At 64.8% G+C, this 18,797-nt stretch carries 12 protein-coding genes and 3 tRNA genes; 9 read left to right on the top strand and 6 right to left on the bottom strand.

The genetic code is table 11. The annotated features are described in order from the left end of the window. Window positions 1-233 precede the first annotated feature (233 nt). From RE4_RS27285 to RE4_RS27275, 3 genes are all read left to right on the top strand, one after another. A tRNA-Lys gene (locus RE4_RS27285) sits at window positions 234-306 on the top strand. A 111-nt stretch (window positions 307-417) separates the two neighbouring features. Then, a complete protein-coding gene (locus RE4_RS27280) occupies window positions 418-1,848 on the top strand; it encodes an amidase (RefSeq protein ID WP_060939701.1) in 1,431 nt (476 codons plus the stop codon). A 93-nt stretch (window positions 1,849-1,941) separates the two neighbouring features. Then, window positions 1,942-2,014: transfer RNA gene (locus RE4_RS27275), tRNA-Lys, on the top strand. Between the two features lie 66 nt (window positions 2,015-2,080). Here the strand turns inward: RE4_RS27275 and RE4_RS27270 are convergent. After that, entirely contained in the window at window positions 2,081-2,302 is a 222-nt protein-coding gene (locus tag RE4_RS27270; protein WP_003945299.1) for a DUF3618 domain-containing protein, read from the bottom strand. A 145-nt stretch (window positions 2,303-2,447) separates the two neighbouring features. On the opposite strand from RE4_RS27270, the gene bcp reads away from it, so the two are divergent. Continuing rightward, window positions 2,448-2,921, top strand: a complete 474-nt coding sequence (gene bcp, locus RE4_RS27265) for a thioredoxin-dependent thiol peroxidase (protein WP_019749140.1) — start codon at window positions 2,448-2,450, stop codon at window positions 2,919-2,921. On the opposite strand, the gene RE4_RS27260 is transcribed toward bcp, so the two are convergent. Continuing rightward, window positions 2,918-4,267 (bottom strand): dipeptidase, encoded by a 1,350-nt coding sequence (locus RE4_RS27260; RefSeq protein ID WP_060939700.1) that lies wholly within the window; start codon window positions 4,265-4,267, stop codon window positions 2,918-2,920. The genes bcp and RE4_RS27260 overlap by 4 nt on opposite strands. Window positions 4,268-4,557: 290 nt before the next feature. Between RE4_RS27260 and RE4_RS27255 the strand changes: the two genes are divergently transcribed. Then, on the top strand, window positions 4,558-5,259 hold the full coding sequence (locus RE4_RS27255; RefSeq protein WP_019749142.1) for a TetR family transcriptional regulator: 702 nt from the start codon (window positions 4,558-4,560) through the stop codon (window positions 5,257-5,259). Window positions 5,260-5,317: 58 nt separating this feature from the next. On the opposite strand, the gene acpS is transcribed toward RE4_RS27255, so the two are convergent. After that, window positions 5,318-5,716: a holo-ACP synthase AcpS gene (gene acpS / locus RE4_RS27250; RefSeq protein ID WP_060939699.1), complete on the bottom strand. Its 399-nt coding sequence runs from the start codon at window positions 5,714-5,716 to the stop codon at window positions 5,318-5,320. 10 nt (window positions 5,717-5,726) lie between these two features. Beyond that, complete coding sequence (locus RE4_RS27245) at window positions 5,727-15,038, bottom strand: type I polyketide synthase (protein ID WP_060939698.1); 9,312 nt, start codon at window positions 15,036-15,038, stop codon at window positions 5,727-5,729. Between the two features lie 419 nt (window positions 15,039-15,457). On the opposite strand from RE4_RS27245, the gene RE4_RS27240 reads away from it, so the two are divergent. Both RE4_RS27240 and RE4_RS27235 read left to right on the top strand, forming a co-directional pair. After that, the gene (locus RE4_RS27240; RefSeq protein ID WP_060939697.1) at window positions 15,458-16,174 is read left to right on the top strand and encodes a DUF8548 family protein; all 717 of its coding nucleotides are present in this window, start codon (window positions 15,458-15,460) and stop codon (window positions 16,172-16,174) included. Between the two features lie 73 nt (window positions 16,175-16,247). Further along, window positions 16,248-16,329, top strand: a tRNA-Leu gene (locus RE4_RS27235). 57 nt (window positions 16,330-16,386) lie between these two features. Here RE4_RS27235 and RE4_RS27230 read toward each other — a convergent pair. Further along, complete coding sequence (locus tag RE4_RS27230) at window positions 16,387-17,106, bottom strand: aspartate/glutamate racemase family protein (RefSeq protein ID WP_060939696.1); 720 nt, start codon at window positions 17,104-17,106, stop codon at window positions 16,387-16,389. A 232-nt stretch (window positions 17,107-17,338) separates the two neighbouring features. Here RE4_RS27230 and RE4_RS27225 point away from each other — a divergent pair, with 232 nt between their 5' ends. Both RE4_RS27225 and RE4_RS27220 read left to right on the top strand, forming a co-directional pair. Further along, complete coding sequence (locus tag RE4_RS27225; RefSeq protein WP_060939706.1) at window positions 17,339-17,746, top strand: hypothetical protein; 408 nt, start codon at window positions 17,339-17,341, stop codon at window positions 17,744-17,746. Further along, complete coding sequence (locus RE4_RS27220) at window positions 17,743-18,123, top strand: DUF3817 domain-containing protein (RefSeq protein WP_003945334.1); 381 nt, start codon at window positions 17,743-17,745, stop codon at window positions 18,121-18,123. The genes RE4_RS27225 and RE4_RS27220 overlap by 4 nt, the downstream gene beginning before the upstream one ends. A 63-nt stretch (window positions 18,124-18,186) precedes the next feature. Here the strand turns inward: RE4_RS27220 and rdgB are convergent, their stop codons facing one another. Then, window positions 18,187-18,795 carry an RdgB/HAM1 family non-canonical purine NTP pyrophosphatase gene (rdgB, locus tag RE4_RS27215; RefSeq protein WP_060939695.1) on the bottom strand — a complete coding sequence of 203 codons (609 nt, stop codon included), beginning with the start codon at window positions 18,793-18,795 and terminating at the stop codon, window positions 18,187-18,189. Window positions 18,796-18,797 lie beyond the last annotated feature (2 nt).

Below are 18,797 nucleotides of genomic sequence, written 5' to 3'. Positions count from 1 at the left end.
CAAGTGGGACTTGCGGTATGACTGCGCTGCACCAATGATGCCAGGCGCGCTCGTTACCAACGGTCATGAAGGGCCACGCCGTCAGTAACGTTCAAGTATCAATCGCTCCGAACCGTCCGTTTTGTTACCGCTTTCAGCGGATTTCCTCCGATTGGACTACGGCAGCGAGGCCGCCACCTGGCGATTTGCTCCCGAACCGGCGATTCGGCTAATGTTCTGTCTCGCAAGAGCGAGCGCCTATAGCTCAGTTGGTAGAGCAAGTGACTCTTAATCACTGGGTCCGGGGTTCGAGTCCCTGTGGGCGCACTTGCAAAGGTCCCCACCTTCTTCGGAAGGTGGGGATTTTTCTTTGTGGCTTGGTGGACAGGTCGTGGTGAATAGACTTCACAGTTACCGGAACCACGGCCTGGAGGTCTGATGACTGAGCGCGAATTCACGCCCGGCGGCGAACTGGCATTTGCCGGGGTGGCAGGTCAGGCAGCTCTGATCCGGTCCGGAGCTTTGTCCGCCCGCGAACTCACCGAGACCACACTTCGCCGTATCGAGCGCCTCGATTCGACGCTCAACGCATTTGTACGAGTTCTCGCGGACGAAGCACTCGACGAGGCGACACGGCTCGATCAACGTCAGGCCGACGGCAAAACCCTGGGCCCACTGCACGGAGTCCCGATTGCAATCAAGGACGAGAACGACGTCGCCGGAACGCCGACGACGTACGGCGGTGCGGCAGCAACGCGCATCGCATCGGCCGATTCAGAGGTTGTCCGTCGGTTGCGCGAAGCGGGTGCGGTGATCGTCGGCAAGACGACCATGCCCGAGTTCGGCATCTGGCCCTTCACCGAGACTGCCGCAAACGGATACACGAGAAACCCTTGGGACACCGGCATATCCACCGGCGGATCGAGCGGAGGATCTGCGTCGGCCGTCGCGTCGGGAATGGTCGCGGCGGCAATAGGCGGCGACGGCGGCGGTTCCATACGATTGCCTTCGGCGTTCTGCGGGTTGTTCGGACTCAAGCCGCAACGCGGTCGGGTGAGCACCGCGCCGAACCGAAACCTCTGGCGCGGACTCGGCACACTCGGGCCTCTCACTCGTTCGGTCGAGGACAGCGCGCTCGTATACGACGCAATCACCGGTACCACCGAGATCGACGACTACACGGCCGAAACGCTCCGAACCAGCTTTGCCGACGCGGCCGTGTCGGCACCCGGGCCGCTTCGCATCGCGGTGTCCACCCGGAGTCCGGTCCGGGGCGTCCGTCCGTCAGCGGAGATCGTTGCCGCGGTGCTCTCGATCGCAGAGATGTTGAGCGTGTTGGGACATCACGTCGAAGAACATGATCCCGAGTACCCGGATGCCACTGCCGCTTTTCTCCCGCAGGTGCTCGGCGGTGTCCGCGACGAAGCGCTTCGTGTCGATCATCCAGCGCTTCTCGAGAAGCGCACGCGAGCGCTCGCCTCGATCGGCCGGATAGCTGCACCCGCGCGCGTCGGTAAATTCGCCTACCGCAAAGGTGAGCGAATTGCAGCGACGGTCAACCAGGTCTTCGACACCTTCGACCTGGTCCTGATGCCGACGACGCCCGCGCTGCCACGCCCGATCGGACAACTCGAAGGAACCGGCCTTCTGTCCGCAGTCCGCAAGGCGTTGCCGATCGCCGCCTACTGTTCTATCTGGAATGTCTGCGGCAACCCGGCGGCCGCGGTACCCGCCGGCTTCTCCGAACATGGACTCCCCCTGAGCGTCCAACTGGTTGCGCGCAGCGGTGGCGAATCGGCGATTCTCGCCGTCGCACAGCAGTTGGAAAGCACCGTCCGCTGGCCGGATTCACGCCCGCCACACTCGTGAATTCCGGAAGCGATGTAACCATCGTCACCACGATGAACACGCGTTTTGCAAACTCCTGAGCCTGTCGGCTAATGTTCTGTCTCGCAAGAGCGAGCGCCTATAGCTCAGTTGGTAGAGCAAGTGACTCTTAATCACTGGGTCCGGGGTTCGAGTCCCTGTGGGCGCACTTGCAAGAAGGCCCCCACCTCACCAGGTGGGGGCCTTCTTCATGTGCTGCCTTCGAAAACTCGGGTCAGCGAATGATCTTCCGGACCACGAGTAGTCCCACCACGGAACCAACTGCGATCAGCGCGTACTTCACTGCCGGCTCGTTGAGCTTGGCGAGCACCGTCTTCTTGGTGTTCTCGACCAGCCGCTTCGGGTTGGTGCGGACCGTCAGTTCGTCGAGTGTGCTCGCGAGCTGGTTACGCGCCTTCTCGATCTCGCGTTCGATGCTCTCGGTGTCCCTGGGCACGTGTCCTCCAACTTGTCTGTGTTCTGCTGCTCTGTGTGCGGGTCTGCTGTGCGGACGCAGCGCGCCGACACTTCGCTCTACCGTAGAGGAGCAGAATGCCCTCGCGCCCACCTGCCGCGCAATTTCTCGACTAACCTCGATTCCCGTGACCGAGAACAGTAGATTGTCCGCCGGCGACGTCGCGCCGGATTTCACGCTCCCAGACGCCGACGGCAACGAGGTTTCGCTTCACGATTACCGCGGCCGCAAGGTCATCGTGTACTTCTACCCCGCGGCCAGCACCCCGGGGTGCACCAAGCAGGCCTGCGACTTCCGCGACAGCCTCGCCGAATTGAACGGCGCCGGGCTGGAGGTCGTCGGAATCTCGCCGGACAAGCCAGCAAAACTCGCGAAGTTCCGCGATACCGAAGAGCTGACCTTCCCGCTGCTCTCCGACCCCGAGAAGGCGACGCTCGAAGCCTGGGGCGCATTCGGAGAGAAGAAGATGTACGGCAAGACGGTCCAGGGCGTCATCCGCTCGACGTTCCTCGTCGACGAGGAAGGCAAGATCGAGGTGGCCCAGTACAACGTCCGGGCCACCGGCCATGTCGCCAAGCTACGACGCGATCTATCCGTCTAACTCCCGTACCTGCTCAAGAACAGCGCCTCCGCGAAAGCGAGATTCTCGATCTCCGACGGGTCGACGCTTTCGTCAGGTGCATGAATGCGGCACTGCGGTTCCTCGACGCCGATCAACGCGATCTCCGCGTCGGGGAACTGCTCGGCCAACGCACTGCACAGCGGAATCGATCCCCCTTGGCCGGCAAACCCCACTTCGCGGCCGTAGGCATCGGTCAGCGCAGACTTCAGCTGCGCGAAACCCGCTCCTTCCGTCGAGGACGAGAACGGTGATCCCGTCGATTCCGGTACGACCTCGATGTGGACGCCCCACGGCGCCGCTGCGCGGAGGTGGTCAGTCAACAACTTCTGTGCCTGCGCCGGATCCGTGCCAGGCGGGACACGAAGATTCAGGCGTGCGGATGCACGGGGCGTGATTGCCGCCGCAGAACCCACGACCGGCGGGCAGTCGATACCCAGGATGGTCAGCGCCGGACGAGCCCACACCTGCTCGGCGACCGAACCGGAACCAGTCAGCTGTACCCCTTCGAGTACCCCGGCGTCGGAGCGGAACTGATCGCCGTCGTAACTGACTCCCTCCCACTCCTGGTCGTTGGTCAAGCCTTCGACAGTGGTGTTTCCGGCGCCGTCGTGCAGCGTCGAGAGAATGTGCACCAGCGCGGTGATCGCATCGGGTGCCGGTCCACCGAAGACACCGGAGTGAATCTCACCCTCGAGCGTCGACACGTGGACCACCACGTTGGCGATCCCGCGCAGTGATGTCGTGATCGTCGGCTCCCCCACCTCGGTGTTGCCGGTATCGGCGATCAGGATCATGTCGGCCGCAAAAAGTTCGGGCCGCTCTCGCACCAGATCCTCGAGACCGCCAGTGCCCATCTCCTCGGATCCTTCGGCGACGATCGTCAGATGTGCGCTCGGATCCACACCGGCAGCGGCGAGCGCTCGCAGAGCTGTCAGATGCATGACGACGTTGCCCTTGCAGTCGGAAGCGCCGCGTCCGTACCACCGTCCACCCCGCTCGGTGAGTGTGAAAGGCGGCGAGCCCCAGAGCTCTTCGTTTCCCGGCGGCTGAACGTCGTAGTGGCAGTACAGCAGAACGGTCGGAGCACCGTCTGGACCTGGTCGACGACCGACGACGGCGGCCGAGCCGTCGGGGGTCTCGATCGCCTCGATATCGGCGAAACCCTGATCGCGGAATGCCTCCAGGACCCAATGTGCCGCGGCCGCGCATTCTTCCGGCGGGTACTGCCGTGCATCTGCGACGGACTTCATCGCCACAAGTGCACTCAGATCCTCATGGGCACGCGGCATGAGTTCACGTACCGCGGTTCGCAGTTCTTCCGTCATCGTCTCCCTCTCCTCGGCATCGAACCTCGGTGTGCCCGAAGAATCTCAGTGTGCCCGAATCGGGCGTAGGGAGTCGGCAGGATCGCCGTTGCGCCACACCGCGCAGCAACCTCTTCAGCTACTGGACAGGTGGTCACCTAGTATCGAGGTGTGGCAACAGCATCGGGACTCGTGTGCGCGCACCTGCGCGGTGCGTTTCGACCGATCACGACCGCCGAAGTAGGTGGCCGATGACACCGGATAATGCACAAGTCCCAAATTCGACAGAAAACACCGATAGCCTGGAAGACGTGCAGCCCACGACTCGTAACCGCGCGCGGCGACGAGTCGACCCAGCACTGGAGAATCCTCAGAGCCTCGAAGAACCGCAGGAACTGCTGCCGCGCAAGCGTCCGACGCAAGAGCGCAGCCAGCGTAAATTCGACGCACTCCTGGCAGCGTCACGGGAACTCCTCACCGATGTCGGTTTCGAATCGTTCACCTGCGAAGAGGTCGCGGCACGTGCTGACGTCCCGATCGGGACGCTCTACCAATTCTTCGCGAACAAGTACGTCATCGTGTGCGAATTGAACCGCCAGGACCTCGTCGGGGTCCAGCACGAGCTTGCGCAGTTCGGCGGCGAAGTACCCTCGCTCGACTGGTTGCGGTTCCTGAACAGTTTCGTCGATCACATGGCCGGACTGTGGACGTCCGATCCATCGCGCCGCGAGGTCTGGCTGGCGATGCAGTCGACGCCGTCCACGCGGGCCACCGGAGTCATTCACGAAAAGCAATTCGCCGAGACCGTAGCGAAAATGCTCGGTCCGTTGACGCCTCGTACGCGGCGAGATCGTCGCCTGATGATGGCGGAAGTTCTTGTCCACGTGGTGTATTCGATGCTCAATTTCTCGGTTCAGGACGGTCAGTCGCATGCCGACGCCGTCGCCGAACTGAAAAGGTTGATGATCGCGTATCTCCTCGTCGCCGAGAAGGAATCCCGCACGAAGGACTAGTCGAACGACAAAGAGCCGGTCTCCCCTTGGGAGACCGGCTCTTTCGTGTCCGGCAGTGCTACTCCGGGTCGGATTCGATGACCGCGAAAGCGCCCGCCATGTCCCCGTCGTGGGTGAGCGAGATATGAATTTTCACTCCGGTGAGGTGTTTGGCCACGTCACCGCGAAGCCGGATGCCCGGGCGACCCCAGGCGTCCGAGATGACCTCGATATGATTGTGGATCATCTCCCCCAGCACCGGCGGGCTGGCGAAGAGAGCAGTTGACCATGCCTTGATCACTGCTTCCTTCGCTGCCCACCGGGCGGCGAAATGTCGTGCCGGTTCGGAGCTCCGGGTAGCGGCGTCTCGACGCTCGCCCGGTGTGAAGTTGTCGAGCATTGCCGTTCCCGGCCTGTTCAATTGCTCGGCGAACTCCGACACCGTCACGAGGTCGAAGCCGATACCCAGAACTCCCATACCGTGATTATTACTTGCAGCCGGGCAGATTCGAGCGGTACACCAGATCTGCGCCGAGTCGTGCGTCCTCGCTCAGCAGCATGTCCGCTTCGAGCTGACGCGACGCCTTTGCCGGCGTTCCGTCGGCACCGAGGCGACGATCCGCCGGGCGCTCGTAGAGGCTGTCGCCACCGCACATCGCCTTGGCGAGGCGGCGCTGACCGTCGATCGTCCGCTGCTGCGCCGCAGCAACATAGTCGGCGCGCTTGTCGGCCGGAACCGACTCGACGAATGCCTGCGGGTGCACGACTGCGATCAGGCCGGAGACGTGACCGAAGCCGAGGCTGGTCAGCAGGCCGGCACGCAGCGGAAGCTGATCACCGAACTTGAGCGGCTGACGTGCCCACACGAGGTGCTCGAACTCGGCCATCTTGTCGTCGACGCAGTCGAGGCTGCGGTTCGGCGGGACGATGCCCTGGCTCAGTACCTGGCAGAGCCCGATCAGCTGGAAGGCTGCGGCACCACCCTTGGCGTGACCGGTCAGGCTCTTCTGCGAGACCACGAACATCGGCGCACCTTCACTGCGTCCCAATGCCCCGGCGAGGCGCTCGTGCAGCTCTGCCTCGTTCGGATCGTTGGCGGCAGTGGAGGTGTCGTGCTTGGAGATCACGGCGATGTCGTCGGCGCTCACGCCGAGAGCGTTGAGCGAGAGTGCGAGCTGCGAATCCGCTCCCCCACGTCCGGCGCCCAGTGCTCCGAGTCCCGGTGCCGGGATCGAGGTGTGGACACCGTCGGCGAACGATCCGGCCCAGGCGACCACACCGAGGACGGGCAGGCCCATCTCGAGTGCCAGGTCTCCGCGAGCGAGGAGAATCGTTCCGCCACCGGCCGACTCGACGAATCCGCCGCGGCGACGATCGTTGGCCCGCGAGAAGCGGCGATCCTCGATGCCCTTGGCGTGCATGTCCTCGGTCTTGGCAGTTGCCGACATGTCACCGAAGCCGATGATGCCTTCCGTGCTCAGATCGTCGAACCCGCCGGCAACAACCAACTGCGCCTTGCCGAGTCGGATCTTGTCGACGCCTTCTTCGACGGATACCGCTGCCGTGGCGCAGGCGGCGACGGGGTGAACCATCGCGCCGTAACCGCCGACGTACGACTGAACGACGTGCGCTGCAATGACGTTCGGCAGCGCTTCCTGCAGGATGTCGTTCGGACGGTTCTCGCCGAGCAGCGTGTCGATGTACAGGCTCCGCATCGAGGTCATGCCGCCCATGCCGGTGCCCTGCGTGTTGGCGACCAGGCTCGGGTGTACCCAGCGGAGCAGTTCGCTCGGAGTGAAGCCGCCGGTGAGGAAGGCGTCCACCGTTGCGACGATGTTCCAGAGTCCGACGCGGTCGACCGAATCTGCCATGTCGGCGGGGATGCCCCACTTGGTGACGTCGAAGTTGGTCGGGATCTGGCCGCCGACACTGCGAGTCAGCTTCATCTTGCGCGGGACGCGGATCTCGGTGCCTGCGCGGCGGGTGACCGTCCAGTCTCCGGACTCGGCGGAAACCGTCGCCGTCGTGTTCTCCGGATCGGATTCGACGAAGGCCTGAGCCTCTGCCTCACTGCCGACCACGAAGCTCAGATCCTTGTCCAGGAACACGGAGGTGAGCAGCGGAGCGGTGTTGTCGACCATCGCGCCCTCGTCGACGTAGCGACGGATGCCGCAACGCTCGACGACTGCGTCGTGGTACTTGTCGGCGATTTCCGCCTCGGGTACCAGGTCACCGGATTCGACGTCGTACCAGCCCGGCTTGGGGTCGTTCTCCCAGACGATGAGTCCGGTGTTCCACGCCAATTCGAGAACGCCTGCGGCAGAGAGCTGCTCGTCGACCTCCATCTCGAAGCGGGTACGCGAGGAACCGTAGGGTCCGAGCTCTCCGGCACCCACGATGACCACGAGGTCCGCGGGGGTGACGTCCAGTTCGGGCCAGCTCGGAGCCTTGACCGAGTCGTCGATGCGAGCCGGCGTGGGCAGCGCCAGGATGCTGGACTCGTCCACTGCTTCGTCGACAGCCTCGGCGATCTCGGCAACCTCGGCAGCTTCCTTGGCCAAAGCACCCAGATCCAGGTTGGCCTCGGACAGTCCGCCGGTCAGGTCGACCTCGAGCGGAGCCTCTGCTGCAGCGCGCCGCGACTCGCGGGTTGCCGTCTTCAGCAGTTGGGTCGCCATCTCCTGGGTGGACCAGGTGCGGACGCCCGCAGCTTCGACCGCGTCGACGATCGGATCGTTGTGACCCATGAGTCCGGTTCCGCGAACCCAACCGATGACCGCGTGTGCCAACGTGACCCGCTCGGCCCAGTTCCGCTCGGCCTTCCAGCGGTTGACCACGGCGATCAGCGAAGCCTTGGCCTCACCGTAAGCACCGTCGCCGCCGAACGTTCCGCGGTTCGGCGAACCGGGCAGCACTACGTGCAGGTGCGTGTCGACATCGCTGTCGTAACCGATCTTCGACAGACCGCCGATGAGGCGCTCCACCGACCAGAGCAGCACGCGCATTTCCATTTCGGCGCGAGCGCCGGCGTCGGAGAGTTCGCCGCCGACACGCGGAGCTGCGAACGGGAAGAGCATCGTCGGCGTCATGGCCGGCTTGATGAGCTTCTTTGCGCCGCCTGCGTTCTCGGTGGCCTCGTTGCCGATCCAGTCGATCAGTGCGTCGACGTCGGTGTACGACGCCATGTTCGCGGGAACCACCCAGAGGGCGGCACCGGCGCGAGCGTTCTCGCGGTACAGGTCGCGGTAGAAGCCCAAACGCTGACCGTCGAGTCGTGAGGTGGTCACGAATACCGTTGCGCCACCGGCAAGGAGCTTGCCCGTGACCGCTGCCGCGATGGAACCCTTGCTGGCGCCGGTCACTACTGCGACCTCGCCTGCCCACTCGGGTGCGTCGGATTCTGTCGTCACGGCTGCATCAACGATGCGGGTGTAGACCTCGGCGAGCGCCGTGCGGCCCTCGTCGGTTGCACGGGTGGCCCACCACTTGGCCTGTGCGGCGACGGTGGAACCGGCACCGATGAAGTTCTCGACCGACAACGCGGTGTCACCGAGCCAAATACGAGCGAGATCCTCACGCGCACTTGCCCAACGGTCGTCGAGCAGCACGGCCTTCTGTGCGTCGAATGCCGGAGCAACCAGACGCGGCCAGTCGGAGCCGAGTTCAGCCGAGACCAGGTCGACCAGTTCGGTGTCCTCGACCGTCGCGACTGCCGCTTCTTCGTTCAGTCCGAGCTGCTCGAGCACCAGGCGTGCAGCCGAGGCCAGAACGCCGTTGCGCCCGGTGATGTTCTCGGTGAACTCACCCAGGGCGGCTGCGTCGACGGTTCCGCCGCTTCCGCCGCCGGTGGCCGGCAACGAGACACTGACTCCGCGTGCAGAGCCGACCGAGGCAACTGCGCTGTCGATGACTGCGTCGACCGCTGCGGCGTCGGCCAGTGCGCCGGAGCTCAGGCCACCGAGGTCGCCGCCGCGGATGCTGGCGCCGTCACGGGTGCCGAGAGCCACTGCTGCGGTGACGTGGTGCGCCCAGCCGTCGCCCAGTTCCCAGACCTTCTTGACGCGGTCGGCGATGTAGCCGGGACGCTTGCCCGAGGGGCCGAAGACCTTGCGCAGGTGATCGTTGATCGAATCGGAGAGCACCGGTCCGAACGGCTTGTACGTACGGGCGAGCTTGTCGACGGTTGCTCCCAAGGAGCCCATGTCGGCATCCGCGGCACCGTCGATGGCGCCGAGGGACAGCTCGGAGCCGAGGTCGACCAGAAGCTGGTTACGACGCGAGGAGACGCCGTCGCACAGTGCCTCGATCGTGTCGGCGGGGCCGACCTGATCGGGACGGAGCTTGGTCCACAGGCTGATCAGGACCTTCGTGGCGTCGGGCGCCTTGAAGGTGAGGTCGTCCGGACGCGGTCCACCCGAAGGTGCGGCCGGCGCAGCAGCTGCAACCGGAGCAGCGGCCGCGGCAACCGGTGCAGCCTGCGCGGCAGGCGCTTCGATCTCGTCGTCGTCATCGACGGCGGGGTCGACGTCGGTGCCGTAGACGATCGCAGCTTCGCGCTCGACGTTGAGAACCTCGACCGGGTAGCCGAAGCGGCCCGGCAGCTTGAGGGTCTGCGACGCGAGGTTTGCAACGGTCGGGGCAGCGCCGAGACCGATCTCGACGAAGCGTTCGACCCCGAGTCCACCTTCGGACTCGTCGCCGAAGAGCAGGTCCTGCGTCTCGATCCAGCGGACCGGGCTGGCGAACTGCCAAGCCAGCAGCTCGATCAGGATGATGCGGGACAACTCGTGAGTGCGCGTTGCGTAGCTGTCGAAGTCTGCGAGGACTTCCTGCAGCGGCTCGGACGGCACCAGGTCGGCGATTTCCTGAACGAAGTCACGACGCAGCGAGAACGGCTTCGGAACCAGGTTCGGGATGTAGCGGCCGATCAGGATGTCCGGATCGATGTCGTGCGGGAGCAAGTCCTGCAGGCACACGCGGAAGTCCGCCACGCCGCCACGAAGGACGGTGGAGTGGAACGGCACGTCGATGCCGGGAACCTGGATGTATGCCCGCTTGCCACCGAATTCTGCTCGGCGACGGTCGATTTCGACCTCGAGTGCGTCGAGACCGGCTACCGAACCGGCGATGGCGTACTGGCTGCCGCGCAGGTTCAGGTTGACGATTTCGAGGAACTCACCGGAGGTCTCGGCGACACCGGCGACGAAGCCCTGCACGTCGTCGTCGGAAACACCGATCTGCGACGGGCGAATAGCAGCCATGCGGTAGTCGGAGCGTCCGGCTTCGTCACGGGGAACGAGCTGGTGCATGGCGGAGCCACGCTGGAAGACGACCTCGAGAAGTGCTTCGAGCGGGAAAACCTCGGCGACAGCAGCGAGTGCGTTGTACTCACCGACCGAGTGACCGGCCAGAAGGGAATCCTCGATGAAGGTTCCGGATTCGCGCAGCTCGGCAACCTGGGCAACACCGAGAACGGCCATGGCCACCTGGGTGAACTGAGTCAGGTGCAGGACACCGTCAGGATGCTTGTGCTCGACACCGCGCGCCTTGACGGTCACCGGGTTGTCGCGCACGACAGCGAGAATCGAGAATCCGAGCGCCTTGCGGGTGTGCTTGTCCGCACGCTCCCAGACGTCGCGGGCGGCCTTGGAGCGTGCACGAGCGTCGAGGCCCATGCCCGGGCGCTGGATGCCCTGGCCGGGGAAGGCGTAGACGGTCTTCGGTGCGGCAGTGCGGCCGGTGGCGACCATCACCAGTTCGCCGTCGATGCGGCAGCCGACCTCGACGATTTCTGCGCCCTGGTCGATGCCGACACGGTCGACGCGGACGTCGATCTCGGCGCCGGGGCGAACCATCCCGAGGAAGCGGGCGGTCCAGGCGGTCAGGCGGCGCGGCGGGACGCGGGTCTCGGCCGGGTCGACTGCGGTGACTACCTGCTGCGCTGCGGCGGAGAGCCACATGCCGTGCACGATCGGGGTTCCGAGGCCGGCCAGCAGAGCGGCGTTGTCGGAGGTGTGAATCGGGTTGTGGTCACCGGAAACCTGAGCGAACGCGCCCATGCTGACCGGCGCGAGGATCTTCGCGTCACGGCGACGACGACGCGAGGTGTCGACAGCCGCATCGCTGATCGATCCACCGGCGCGAGCCGGGTCGGCGAGTTCGCCAGCGCCGGTGCGTCCGCGGATCGCGAAACGCTCGGTCATGGTGACGACTGCGGGGGCGTCGAGGCCCTCGCCGAGCATGGCACCGACCTCGACCTTGACCTCGACGACGCGACCGAGGTCGGTGTCGAGAACCGAGGCGACCTCGGCATTGACCACGAGAATGCTTGTCTCGGAGGGAAGTTCACCGACGAAGTCGACGGTGTGGTCGAGGTGGACCAGGTCGAGCATGCCTTCGATAACGGAAAGACTGTCGAGCTTGGCTGCGCCGAGGACTGCGAACACTGCAGGCCAGCATGCTCCGACGACGACGTCCGGAACAGCCTTGCCGCTGACACTGAGCGTGGTGGGCAGGCCGGAACCGGTGACACCGGCGTGATCGGCGATGCGATCGGGAACCCACGCGACGTTGAGGCGGGCCTTTCCGTTCTTGACTGTCGGAAGTTCCTGTCCGGCAGCAACTGCCAGCAGCGCGGACATCGCACCCTCGGCGTCTGCCTCGGTGACAACCGGAGCGCCGCCGTCTACGACGGACTCGGGGATGGTGATCGTGATGTCGACCGACTTGTCTGCCACCAACGGAACCGAGAGCAGCACGTGCGAGGAATCGACGACGGTCAAGCTGGACCCCGTGGTGCCGTGAACTGCCTTGTCGGCAGACTCTGCGTTCCACTCGTCGAGGTCGCCGAGGCGACGGACGGGGTTCTGGGTCAGGCGGCCGGCCCACTGGAGGTCGGGAGCGGAGAGGACGGCGTCGAGAAGTCCGGGTGCGGAATCCTGGTGGCGACGGCTCGCGAGTGCAACCGGAGCGGCTCCGGCAGCAACCAATTCGTCGTAGGTCGCCTTCTCGAAGCGATCGAGCAGGTCACCGACCGGCTCGTCGACACGGGTGATGCCCGCGACGGCGACGGTGCCGGGGATGACACAAACCTGATCGGCGGTGTAGCGGGGATCGTGTGCCTGCCACAGGGAGTCGCTGCGCCACCAACGGCGAACGTCACCGTCGACGACGGGAACGAAGTTGACCGGCTTGCCCGGCGTCTTGCACAACGAGGTGAAGAACGAGACGTCTGCGGGATGCAGAACCGTCGTCGAGTAGTCCGGGTACGACGCCTGCAGTGCGCAGATCGCAGCCTCGGGGCGCTCGAGGGTCTCGGCGTCGCCGAACAGTGTGGGGATCGGGCCACGGTCGACCGGGTGCAGACGCGCCTCGGTGCGCTGGAGCATCTCGCCGAAGCGAGCACGCCAGGTGATGTCGAGCCACGGGCTCGAGGTCGCCTCGACGATGGCGTCCTGAAGATCTGCGCCGCAATCGAATTCCTTCGCCGCGTCGATGCCGACGGTCAGCTCGAGGTAGCGGCGCAGCCACTGTGCGTACGTCATGGTCTCGACGTCGCCGAAGTACGGCTTGGCGGTGACGTCGAGGGCGGCGATGATCTCGTCGCGGCGCTCGGCCACTGCCTCGGAATCGCCGGCAACCTCGTCGAGGAGGCGTCCGGTGCGCGAAGCCGCGTTGTCGATCTCGTGAATGTCGGCACCGAGCTGGCTACGGCCAGAGGCCATTCCGCCTTCGGCGGTACCGGCACCGACCCAATCCGGTGTTCCGGGCGTGTCGACGAGGAGCTGCTTGACCTCGGGAGAGGTGGTGGCCTCGAGAGTCGCCATGGCTGCCGTGCCGACCAGGATGCCGTCGACGGGCATGGCCGGGAAACCGGCTGCGGCAGACCAGCGACCGGTGAGGTAATCGGCTGCGCGCTCGGGTGTTCCGATGCCGCCGCCGACGCAGATGACCAAGTTCGGACGTGTACGCAGCTCGGCGTACGTGTCGAGGAGCAGGTCGTCGAGGTCTTCCCACGAGTGGTGTCCGCCGGCGCGGCCGCCTTCGATGTGGACGATGACCGGGAAGTTCGGAACCTCGTTGGCGATGCGGATCACGGAGCGGATCTGCGCCACGGTGCCGGGCTTGAACGCGATGTTGGTGATGCCGATCTCGGACAGCTCGTCGATGAGGGCAACGGCCTCTTCGAGTTCCGGGATACCGGCGGTGACGATGACGCCGTCGATGGGAGCGCCGGCAGTACGGGCACGCTGCACAAGGCGCTTGCCACCGAGCTGCAGCTTCCACAGGTACGGGTCGAGGAACAGGGAGTTGAACTGGACCGCACGGCCCGGCTCGAGCAGCATCTTCAGCTCTGCGACACGGTCTTCGAAGATTTCCTCGGTGACCTGTCCGCCACCGGCGAGCTCAGCCCAGTGACCGGCATTGGCTGCTGCGGCAACGATCTTGGCGTCGACCGTCGTCGGCGTCATGCCTGCGAGCAGGATGGGTGAACGACCGGTCAGCTTCGTGAACGCCGTCTCGACGCCGATGCGGCCACCGGGAAGCGAAACAGGCTTCGGCGCGAATTCGCTCCACGAACGTGAGACCTCAGGCGCAGCACCGGGGGTGAGGAGATTGCGGTGTCCGCCGCGGGTGGCGGCTGCGATGATGCCGATGCCCTGCCCACGCAGCGAAGAGGACGTCATACGGGTCAGCTGATCGCTGGGTCCGAGATCGAGAATCCACTTGGCGCCGGCGGAGATTGCGCCGTCGACAGCCTCGACCCAGTCGACCGGATCGACGAGGACACCCTGTGCAAGTTCACGCGCACGGTCGGCATCGAGACCGCAACGGGTTGCCCAGCTGCCGACAAGTTCGACGGCCTCGGCCAATGCTGGGTGATGGAAGCCGATTTCGGTGTCGAGCGGATCGAAGGACGGAGCGAAGACGGAACCGCCACGCTTCTTGCCCTCTCGCTCGCGAGCTTCTTCGGCTTCGATCTGCTCGCAACGCTCTTGCACGCGTGCCAGCTGAGCGGGTGGTCCGGCGAGAACGACGCGGCGACGGCCGTTGCGAATGGCGAGGACAGCCGCGCGTTCGGGGGCAACACCCTCGGCAAGCTCGGCGACGATGGCGGCGAGACGCTCGGGATCGACGCCCGAGACCGCAACCATCGGCTTCGCGGAGGCGCCGGCGATGACGCCGCGGCGACGGCCGACCAGGCTGGCAGCAGCACCGACGAGCTGTGCGACGGCGAGGAGTTCACCGTCGTCGTTGCCCTGCGCGGCTACGGCAGCGGTGGCCAGCAGGCCCTGCGAGTGGCCGATGACGGCAGCAGGCGGGTTGCCGGCTACATCCAGACCCTGAGCGGAGAGTGCACGCAACGCCGCAAGCTGCGTGAGGAAGACGCCGGGGAGTGACACCGGAGCTGCGGTGAGCGCGGCAGCGGAAGGCCCGGCCGACTTCTCACCTTCTTCTTCGTCGACGATCTCGGCTTCGAGCATCCACGCGATCGGATCGAATCCGACCGGACGAACCACGAGGAGATCCTGTGCGACGGGCGCGAGGCGTGCTGCTGCGTCATTGACCAGATCGGTCAGAACGGGCTCCAGGCCGTTGTCACGGCTGAGCTCCTCGAGCGAAGTGAGCCAGGGAGCGCCCTGTCCACCGAAAGCGATTGCGTAGGAAACGCCGTTGTTCAGCGAATCGACGAGGGCACCTTTGCTGGTCGTGCGGGACTGTCCCCCATCGACGCCGAAACGGCGTCCACCCTTCGAGTCGCGTCCGTTTCCTGTAGGTGTCGTGTCATCGATCGTCACGCGTACGTCCTCTCCTGGTCACCTCTGCGGCGAGGTGGGATTTGCGGTGTGCTGCCCGGCTGAAGTGCTCGCGAATTCGTCGAGAGAATCGACGGAGTCAGGGCGTTCGTGCAAGACAAGGTTTACACAGAATCATGAGGATTTCCTCACGTTTGTCGGCACCCTGGAAATCTGGACTTTCGAGGCCGTGATCTTCCTCACGAGACTTCGAGAAAGTGACTCGCGAGTAGGTCGCGAACGCCCTGCCTGGGACTGTTACCGGGATTTTCAGAAACCTGAGGAACCCCTCATATTTATTGTTACCAATTCGTGACCTCCTTGACGGACGGTCGATCCCGTGCGTTCCGGGCCACCATCTGTCGGACCCCCTCGCTACGTTCAGCGCGTCCACACCGGACGACTTCTCGGGGGGAGAAATCATGAAAGACACAGACGTAGTCAGAGCGGCCGAATTCATCGGCGCCGAGCTTCCGCGCGAGGCGTGGCCGCATTGGAATCAGGGATGGCCGCGCGAGTCCGAAGCCGCCCTTCTCGATGCGATCTTCTCGTCGCGCGCCGCCTACGGAACACCGAAGACCGGAGTCCGCGCCGTCCTCGACCGTTGGCGCACACACCGCTCGGTAGCCGCAGGCGAACACCTCGACAGCTTGTCCGCTCTCGCCGCCTTCACTGACCGTGGCGACGAGCTCGCAACGATTCTCGGCAATCGCCAGCGCGTGCCGGGCAACTACTTCACCAAAGCCGAGGGTGCGGCTCGTGCGGCCAAAGCGCTCGCCGACGCCGGTTGCCGGTGCGGTGCCGACGTCGAGGACACCGAAGGCCTCCGTTCGGCAGTCGTCTCCGTTCCAGGCCTGGGCCCCAGGACCTTCGAGACGCTGGTGTTCCTGTCCGGGAAGTTGACGGCAACTTCGATAGATCTACTTGCACGGTTCGCCACCGAAGCAAGCAGTAGCGAGGAATTGTTGTCGAGCACCGACGCAGCCGAGTTGCTAGTTGCGGTCTCCGAACATCTCGACGTCGATGTTCGGACACTCACCCACGCTGCGTGGCGGTATCAACGCACGGCCGAGCAACCTCGCAGATCGAAGAAATCCACCATGCCGTCCGCAGCGGATCCACTCGCCGAAACGGCCTGAGAGCCGGCGGGCGCATCCCGACCAGGGTGGTGTGCCCACGAGCGATTCCACTCGCGTATCGTTTGAATTCCGCGCGCGAGTGGCGGAATTGGCAGACGCGCTGGATTTAGGTTCCAGTGTCTCAGGACGTGGGGGTTCAAGTCCCCCCTCGCGCACAACGAAAAGCCCCGCCGGATCAGATCCGGCGGGGCTTTTTCAGTTCTTGATCAGGCTCAGCGCTTTCGAGCCTTGACCGGCGGGGTCATGTACGTCGTCCGGCTCGGCGTCAGCCCCAGACGGACCGAGCTCTCCAACCACGTGATCGCCGACGCCGTCGGATCCACAACCGGAACGTGAATCCCTTTGCCATGCAGCCTGTCTCGGACCGCACTGGTCACACCGAGCATCCCGGTGCAACCGAGAACGACGGAATCGGCCTCGCCGTTCTCCACTGCCGCAGACGCCTGAGCGGCCAGTCGATCGATCAGTTCCTCCCGATCGGTGAGGCCCAGCACCGGCATGTCCACGACTCGAATACTGCCCAGCCGACTATCGAGCCCATACCGCCGAGTGAGCGATCGGAGCATCGGCACGACGTTCGGCAGGATGGTCACGACACCGACGCGATCGCCCAGACTCATCGCTGTCAGAAATGACGGCTCGAAGCCGCCGACCACCGGTGCGTCGATGATCTCTCGGGCGGCATGCACTCCGGGATCGGCGAAACACGTGATGAATACACCGTCGACGCCGTCGACTGCCGCCTCTTCGACCCGCTGCACGATCCCGGGGCCGGCCAGTGCCTCGTCGTACTCGGACTCGATGCTCGCCGTGCCAGAGAGCAGTGACACGACATCGACCGTCGTGCCGGGCGCCGCCCAGTGCTCCACCTCGGCTGTCACCGCCGGAGTCAGTGTGGTGTCGATGACCGGGCGAATCACTCTGATGTGCATGAAACACTCCCCTGCTTTCGGATACGCCCGAGGTTATCGATGCAGCACAGCCGGAAAAATGTGTTCAATGCCCGACGGTGCGGTGTTGGGTGGGCATAACGCACAGGTGCTGTGGCACGGCCTCTACGACACGCCGTGGCACGGCTTCTACGACACGCCGTGGAACGGCTTCTACGACACCGTGTCGGAGATCGCAGGGCGAGGCACTATAGCTCTCAGGTACCGTCTTAGTGTGTCCAAGAACGCTACTAAACGCCGACCTGCGCTGATTCTGCTGGTCATCGTGTCAGCTGCCGGCTGCCTCTCGCTCGGCTGGTGGCAGTGGGAGCGCTTCGAAGCCGTCGGAGGCTCGGGACAGAATCTCGGGTACGCGTTCCAGTGGCCGCTGTTCGCGGCGTTTGTCGTGTACGCGTATCGCAAGTTCGTTCAGCTCGAAGACGTGGACCCCGAAGAGGCCGAAGCCGAGGAAGCCGCCGCGGAGCCGCGTGAGATTCCCGCCGACCTCTTGCCGCAACGCCCGCAGGCCGAGTTCGACGATGTGAACCTCGACGTCGACGACCCTGAAGCCCGCCAAATGCTGGAATACAACGACTACCTTGCGCAGCTCGCCGCTCGCGAGTCCGATAGGAGCACGACGTGAGTACCGGTTCGGAAGCGAGCATCGCTACCCCCGCAGTCAACGCAGAAAAGCAGAAGAAGGTTGCGTCGGCGCTCGTCCGATATCGCGTTCTCGCCTGGATCACCGGCCTCTGGCTGCTGTTCCTGACCGGTGAGATGGTCTACAAGTACCTGATTCTCGACAATTCGGCGGATGCACCGTCGTGGTTGTTCTACATCGGCCAGATCCACGGCCTGTTCTACATGCTCTATCTCGTGTTCACGATCGACTTGGCGATCAAGGCCCGGTGGAAGCCCGGTACGACGGTTGCCACCGCGCTCGCCGGCACGATCCCGTTCCTGTCGTTCGTGTTCGAGCACAAGCGGACTGCCCAGGTGAAGCAGGCTTATCAGCTCTGAGAGTTTCGAAAAGTAGAGCCCTGAACGCAGACGCGTTCAGGGCTCTACTTTTCGAAATTCGGTTCAGCCGGCCAGTGCCGCCAGCGCGGGAACGAGCTGCACGAGCGCGCGCCCTCGATGTGACGCCGCATCCTTCTCGGCCGGGGTGAGTTCTGCGGCAGAGCGGGTGTCGCCGTCCGGACGGAAGATGGGGTCGTATCCGAAGCCCCCGTCGCCGGCTGGTTCTCGGCCGATCACCCCGCGCCATTCGCCGCGCACGACAGTCTCGTCGCCGCCGGGGATCACCAGTGCACAAGCGGAGACGAATGCCGCGCCGCGCCGCTCGTCTGGCACGTCTCCCAGCTGAGCCAGGACAAGCGCCGTGTTGGCGCCGTCGTTTCCGTGAGTGCCCGACCATCGCGCGGACAACACGCCGGGCATACCGTTGAGTGCATCGATCTCGACACCGGAATCATCTGCGATGCAAGGCATTCCGGTTGCCACCGCGCCGTCACGTGCCTTGGCGAGTGCATTCTCCTCGAACGTCGCCCCGGTCTCGGGGGCTTCGGGGAACGGCGGCACCTCGTCGAGCCCGACCAGTTCGATTCCGTTCACTCCAGCGGCGTCGAGCACCCGGTGAAGTTCCTTCAGTTTCTTGGCATTTCGGCTGGCAACCAGTACTCGTACGCTCACAG

Source organism: Rhodococcus erythropolis NBRC 15567 (assembly GCF_001552595.1).
GTDB lineage: Bacteria > Actinomycetota > Actinomycetes > Mycobacteriales > Mycobacteriaceae > Rhodococcus_F > Rhodococcus_F erythropolis.
Note: the sequence above shows the minus strand (reverse complement) of the source record. Positions and strands in the feature narration are given on the sequence as shown.